The organism is Actinomadura meridiana (assembly GCF_039537545.1).
Classification (GTDB): Bacteria; Actinomycetota; Actinomycetes; order Streptosporangiales; family Streptosporangiaceae; genus Spirillospora; species Spirillospora meridiana.
The window spans coordinates 339,529-345,661 of record NZ_BAABAS010000004.1 but is presented as its reverse complement, the minus strand read 5'-3'; the positions used below and the strand labels follow the sequence as shown (position 1 = coordinate 345,661).

Genomic DNA, 6,133 nt, shown 5'->3' with positions numbered 1-6,133 from the left:
CGCCGCGCTGCACCCCACGCCCGCCGTCTGCGGCACCCCCACCCCCACCGCCCGCGACCTCATCCGCGACCTCGAAGGCATGGACCGCGGCCGCTACGCCGGGCCCGTCGGCTGGATCGACGCCCGCGGCGACGGCGAATGGGGCATCGCCCTGCGCTGCGCCGACCTCGACGGCACCCGCGCCCGCCTGTTCGCCGGCTGCGGCATCGTCGCCGACTCCGACCCCGCCGCCGAACTCGCCGAGGCCCACACCAAGTTCCGCGTCATGCGCGACGCCCTGCGAGGCTGACCACCCACACCGGGTACCGTTCATCGACAACCCCACAACCAGCACGAACCGAAGGAAACGCAAAACCGTGGACGTCGAACGGACCGCCCTGCCCGGCATCGGCCTGCAACACGTCATGACCACCGGACGAGGCCGCCAGATCGGCGTCATCTCCCACCGCTCCGGCCGCCGCGACCTGGTCATCTACGACAAGGAAGACCCCGACACCTGCGTCGCCACCGTCGCGCTCACCCCCGACGAGGCCAACGCCATCGCCGAACTCCTCGGCACCGGACGAATCGTCGAACACCTCGCCGAACTCCACCGCCAGGTCGAGGGCCTCGTCACCGAACAGATCCCCATCGCCCCCCGCTCCCCCTACGACGGACGGCCCCTCGGCGACACCCGATCCCGCACCCGCACCGGCGCCTCCATCGTCGCCGTCGTCCGCGAAGGACAGGTCATCGCCAGCCCACGCCCCGACTTCGTGTTCACCGCAGGCGACATCGTCGTCGTCGTCGGCACCGGCGACGGCACCGCAGCCGTCGCCGACATCCTCACCCACGGCTGACCGGGCATGGAGTCGGCCGTCCAACTCATCGAACTCGGCGCCATCATCCTCGGCCTCGGCCTCCTCGGCGCCGTGTCCGTCCGGTTCTCCATCTCCCCCATCCCCCTCTACCTCATCGCCGGGCTCGCCTTCGGCGCAGGCGGCATCCTCCCCCTCACCACCAGCGAGGACTTCGTCTCCATCGGCGCCGAGGTCGGCGTCATCCTGCTCCTGTTCACCCTCGGCCTCGAATACACCGCCGACGAACTCGTCGCCACCCTCCGCACCTCAGCACCCGTCGGTCTCACCGACCTCGTCCTCAACGCCGCCCCCGGCGCCATCGCCGCCCTCCTGCTCGGCTGGGGACCCGTCGCCGCCGTCGCCATGGCGGGCATCACCTACGTCACCTCCTCCGGCATCACCGCCAAGGTCATCGGCGACCTCGGCTGGCTCGGCAACCGCGAAATCCCCGCCGTCCTGTCCGTCCTGGTCTTCGAAGACCTCGCCATGGCCGCCTACCTCCCCATCCTCACCGCCCTCCTCGCCGGAGCCGGACTCCTCGGCGGCGCCGCCGCACTCGCCATCGCCGCCGCCACCATCACCGCCATCCTCTACGTCGCCCTCCGCCACGGCAGCCTCGTCGAACGGTTCGTCGCCTCACCCAGCGAAGAGGTTCTGCTGCTGAAGGTCCTCGGTCTCACCCTTCTGGTCGCGGGCGTCGCGCAACAGTTGAAGGTGTCCGCGGCCGTCGGCGCGTTCCTTGTGGGGATCGCCCTGTCCGGGACGCTCGCCCACACCGCCCAGAAACTCCTCACCCCACTGCGCGACCTGTTCGCCGCCGTGTTCTTCGTGTTCTTCGGCCTCCACACCGACCCCGGCGACCTGCCCCCCGTCCTCGGCGTCGCAGCCCTCCTCGCCGCCATCGGCATCCTCACCAAAGCCGCCACCGGCTGGTACACCGCACGCCGCGCCGGAGTCGCCCCCACCGGACGCCTCCGCGCCGGAGCCGCCCTCGTCCCCCGCGGCGAATTCAACATCGTTATCGCCGGACTCGCCGTCACCGCCGGAACCAACCCCCGCCTCGGCCCCCTCGCCGCCGCCTACGTCCTCATCCTCGCCGTCGCCGGACCCGTCCTCGCCCGCACCACCGAACCCCTCGCCGCCCGCCTCCGCGCCCGCCGCACCGCACACCGCGCACCCCAAACCGACGACGATGTCCCCGTCGCCACCTCCCGCACCACCGCCGATGGTGGACGCGTCACTGACAGCGCGGCCGACGCCCCCGAGACCGCCTGAGCCTCTTTCAGGCGGACGGGGCCTGGCAGCGCGGGCACCAGAACAGGTTCCGGCCCGCCAACTCCCCCACCGCCACCGGCGTCCCGCACACCAGACACGGCTGCCCCGCACGCCGATACACATACACTTCGCCGCCGTGGCCGTCCACGCGCGGCGGTCGACCCATCGCCTCCGGGGTGTGCTCAGGACGCACTGTGTCGATCCGTCCGGCCCGCACGCCGTCGGCCATCAACGCGACCAGGTCGTCCCAGACGGCCGTCCACCGCGCCGCCGACAGCTTCTGTCCCGGCAGGCGGGGATCGATCCCCTGCCGGAACAGCACCTCCGCCCGGTAGATGTTCCCCGGCCCCGCCACCACCGACTGATCCATCAGCAGCACGCCGATCGACGTCCGCGACCGGCCGATCCGCCGCCACGCCAGCGCCGGATCGGCGTCCGCCCGCAACGGGTCGGGGCCCAGGCGATCGCGCAGCAGCTTCACCTCGCCCGGTTCGAGGAGCTCACAGGTGTTGGGGCCGCGTAGGTCCGCGTAGCCCACCTCGCCTGTGAGGCGGAGGCGGACCATTCCGACCGGTTCCGGGGGTGGACCCTCCCCGAACACGTACTTGCCGTAAATGCCCAGATGGACGTGCAACACCCGGTCGTCACCGAAACCGAGCAGCAGATGCTTGCCGTGCGCGGCCGCGTCCTCAAGCACGCGGCCGTCCAACATCCCCGCGCCACCGGCGAAACGCCCCTGCGGGCTCGACGCCGCGACACGACGGCCGCCGAACATCCGCTGATGCTCGGCGGCCAGGCGATGAATCGTATGTCCCTCGGGCATGGCCCGGAGCATAACGCCAGCGGCCCTACCGCAACGGCTCACCCACCGCACGCATATGACCCAGAGCCAACCGGTACGACCCCACCAGCCCCGACTCCGCATACGGGACACCCAACTGCGCGCAATGCGCACGCACCAACGGCCGCACCTTACGCAGATTGCACCGCGGAACACTCGGGAACAGATGATGCTCGATCTGGTAGTTCAACCCGCCCATCAACCAGTCCGTCACCACCCCGCCGCGCACGTTCCGCGACGTCAGCACCTGCCGCCGCAGGTGATCCCACCGCTCCCCCGGCGCGGGCATCGCCATCCCCTTGTGATTCGGCGCGAACACCGCACCCAGATGCACCCCGAACATCGCGTGCTGAAGGGCGATCAACACCAGCGCCTGCCCCACCGGCAGCAACGAGAACGCGAGAGTCAGGTACCCCACGGTGTGCGCCAGGAGGAGACCGCCCTCGACCAGCTGGTCACGGCGCGACCGGCCCCGCAGGAACATCAGGCTGCCCACCTTGAGGTTCACACCCTCCAAGGTCAGCAACGGGAAGAACAACGCCGCCTGATGCCGCGCCACCCACCTCAAGACACCGCGCTGCCGCCCCGCCTGCTCCTCCGTCCACGCCAGAATCCCCTCACCCACATCGGGATCCTTACCGACATGATTGGGGTTCGCGTGATGCCGGTTGTGCTTATCGCTCCACCAGCCATGCCCCATCCCCAACAGCAGGTTGCCCAGCAGAAGACCCAGCACCCGGTTCACGCGCGCACTCCGCGCGATCTGCCGGTGCCCCGCGTCATGCCCCAGGAACGCCGTACGGGTCGCGACCATGGCCAACGGGACACCGAGCAACACCGTCCACCACCCAGCCCCCGCCCACGCGACCGCACACCACAGCGCCACCGTCGCGACCAGGTTCACCCCGATCGCCCGCGCGTAGTAACCGGGACGCCGCGCCAACAACCCGCTCGCACGAACGCGCCGCGCCAACGGAGTGAAGTCACTGCCACCCGACCCGGCCTCCCCCCGCGACCTCGCGGCGGACGAAACGGGCGGTGCGGGCAGGGTCATGGCCATGGCGCCTCCAACGACACAGTGGGACAACTCCCAAGACTACGGAGGGTGAAACCGCGTTAGTAACCCGCTACGGAGCCATCCACGACCTGGCTCCCAAGTCCCGCCAACCCACCATGCGCCTCGCCTCCCGGCACCACCAGGACACGACCCGGCCCTCAGAGATCGCGCGCGGCCAGGTACGCGTCGAGCTCGGCGGCACCCTTGAGCATCGCTCGGCCCCGCGCGGACAGGCGCGCTTGCCAGTCACGCAGCGTCGACTCCAACGGACCCACACCACCGGCGGCACGGACCTGCGCGATCAACGGAGCGATCTGCTCCAGCAGATAGCCGCCCCGCCGCAGCTGATGCGCCAACCGGACGTCCCGAACATCCGCCGCGTCATACACCCGGTAGCCCGTCCGCGGATCACGGCTCGGCCGCACCAACCCGGCCTCCTCCCACTTACGCAACGTCGCCGGACGCAGACCGAGCCGCCTCGCCAACGGGCCGATGAACGTGTCACCGAGCTCCTGCGGCACAGGAGCCAGATCACCGAGCGCGGCCTCCACCGCTTGCAGGGTGCGGCGGTCATCGAGGAGCTGACCGTGGCTCTCGTCGACGAACCGCAACGCCTCCTCCGTCGCACCCTCGTTCACCGCCCGCATGATCGACGTCGCCGTCCGATGACCATGCGCGGGCACCAGCGCCACGAACGCGCGCAACGCCTGCGCGTGCAGCGGCGTGTACGTGCGATAGCCGTGGACGGTGCGGTCGGCGGCGGGCAGCACACCAGCGTCCTCATAGTTCCTGACCGCCTGCGTGGACAGGCCATGCTCACGCGCCAGATCCACCGGCCTCACAGCTGCACCACCGTTTGAGAGTTCATCGCGAAACAGACTCGCATTCTCGCGAAAAGTTTCACTCGAAAGTTCAACGATACCGTCGAAGGTATGGAAATCACGGACACCGCACGCATGCTCGACGGCGCGGGCCTCTCGGCGTTCCTGCGGACGATGCCGACCAAGCCCCTGCTACTCGGACTGGGTGAGGCCAGACACTTCGTGGAAGAGCTCGGCGAACTGCGCAACGACCTCTTCCGGCACCTGGTCGAGCACGAGGGCTACCGCTCTTTCGCCATCGAAAGCGACTGCCTCCGCGGGCTCCTCGTGGACGACTTCATCACGACGGGCACCGGCGCCCTCGACGACGTCATGGAACACGGCTTCAGCCACGACTTCGGCACCTCCCCCGCCAACCGCGAACTCATACGCTGGATGCGCGACTACAACGACGCGCATGACCACAAGCTCCGGTTCTTCGGCATCGACGGCCCACTGGAGTACTGGGCCGAGAGCCCGCGCCAGGCCCTCATCGGCCTCCACGCCCTCCTCGACGAGCCCCTCCCCTGCACCAGGGAGACCCTCGACGCGCTGCTCGGCCCCGACGAACGGTGGACGAACGAGGCCACGGTCATGGACCCGTCCCAGTCGATCGGCCGGTCCGCCGACGCCGAGCGGCTACGGGTGATCACCGACGACCTCGTCGCCCTGCTCGACACCCAGGCACCGGGGCTGAGCGCGCGGGACGCCGAGCGAGCCGCGCTGTACGGGCGGACCGCCGTCGGGCTGCTCCGCTACCACGCGTGGATGGCCGACACATCACCCGCTCGATGGACCCGGCTGTCGGCACTCCGCGACGCCATGATGGCCGCCAACCTGTGCGCCATCGCCGACCACGGCCCGGCCCTTGTCTACGCCTCCAACCTCCACCTCCAGCGGAACAAGAGCCTCATGGCCTTCGGCGACCAGCAGCTGGAGTGGTGGAGCGCGGGAGCCATCGCCGGGACGCGCCTGGGCGACCGGTACGCCTTCCTGGCCTCAGCGTTCGGGACGGTCGCCGACGACGCCCCAGCCCCGGGCACCGTCGAGGGCGCCCTGTCCACGCTGCTGTGGGACCGCTCCCTCGTCGACGCCCACCGTCTGGCCGAGACCGTCCCCCTGCCCGATCCGCGCGTCTCCCGCGACTTTGCCTACTTCCCGCTCGACCCGGTCCACCTCGGCACCATCGACGGCGTTGTCTACCTCAAGGAGGTTGTCAGGTTGCGGCAGCTGGGTTGATTTTGGTTTTGGTGCGGGTGGA

At 70.0% G+C, this 6,133-nt stretch carries 7 protein-coding genes; 4 read left to right on the top strand and 3 right to left on the bottom strand.

Annotation, left to right across the window (positions count from 1 at the left end):
* The 3 genes from ABD808_RS05530 to ABD808_RS05520 all read left to right on the top strand — a co-directional run.
* Positions 1-289 (top strand): chorismate-binding protein (locus ABD808_RS05530; protein ID WP_344890801.1); only part of this gene is annotated, 289 nt, incomplete at its 5' end.
* Between the two features lie 67 nt (positions 290-356).
* The gene (locus tag ABD808_RS05525) at positions 357-839 is read left to right on the top strand and encodes a cation:proton antiporter regulatory subunit (protein ID WP_344890798.1); all 483 of its coding nucleotides are present in this window, start codon (positions 357-359) and stop codon (positions 837-839) included.
* 6 nt (positions 840-845) lie between these two features.
* Positions 846-2,114, top strand: a complete 1,269-nt coding sequence (locus ABD808_RS05520) for a cation:proton antiporter (RefSeq protein WP_344890796.1) — start codon at positions 846-848, stop codon at positions 2,112-2,114.
* Positions 2,115-2,121: 7 nt separating this feature from the next.
* On the opposite strand, the gene ABD808_RS05515 is transcribed toward ABD808_RS05520, so the two are convergent.
* From ABD808_RS05515 to ABD808_RS05505, 3 genes are all read right to left on the bottom strand, one after another.
* Positions 2,122-2,937 carry an Fpg/Nei family DNA glycosylase gene (locus ABD808_RS05515; protein ID WP_344890793.1) on the bottom strand — a complete coding sequence of 272 codons (816 nt, stop codon included), beginning with the start codon at positions 2,935-2,937 and terminating at the stop codon, positions 2,122-2,124.
* Between the two features lie 25 nt (positions 2,938-2,962).
* A complete protein-coding gene (locus tag ABD808_RS05510) occupies positions 2,963-4,015 on the bottom strand; it encodes a fatty acid desaturase family protein (RefSeq protein ID WP_344890790.1) in 1,053 nt (350 codons plus the stop codon).
* A 155-nt stretch (positions 4,016-4,170) separates the two neighbouring features.
* On the bottom strand, positions 4,171-4,854 hold the full coding sequence (locus ABD808_RS05505) for a TioE family transcriptional regulator (protein WP_344890787.1): 684 nt from the start codon (positions 4,852-4,854) through the stop codon (positions 4,171-4,173).
* Positions 4,855-4,944: 90 nt separating this feature from the next.
* Here ABD808_RS05505 and ABD808_RS05500 point away from each other — a divergent pair, with 90 nt between their 5' ends.
* The gene (locus ABD808_RS05500; protein ID WP_344890785.1) at positions 4,945-6,111 is read left to right on the top strand and encodes an erythromycin esterase family protein; all 1,167 of its coding nucleotides are present in this window, start codon (positions 4,945-4,947) and stop codon (positions 6,109-6,111) included.
* Positions 6,112-6,133: the final 22 nt, after the last annotated feature.

Coding starts and splice junctions, on each gene's coding strand:
- ABD808_RS05520 (WP_344890796.1), top strand. CDS start 846: ATGGAGTCGGCCGTCCAACTCATCGAACTCGGCGCCATCATCCTCGGC.
- ABD808_RS05515 (WP_344890793.1), bottom strand. CDS start 2,937: ATGCCCGAGGGACATACGATTCATCGCCTGGCCGCCGAGCATCAGCGG.
- ABD808_RS05510 (WP_344890790.1), bottom strand. CDS start 4,015: ATGGCCATGACCCTGCCCGCACCGCCCGTTTCGTCCGCCGCGAGGTCG.
- ABD808_RS05500 (WP_344890785.1), top strand. CDS start 4,945: ATGGAAATCACGGACACCGCACGCATGCTCGACGGCGCGGGCCTCTCG.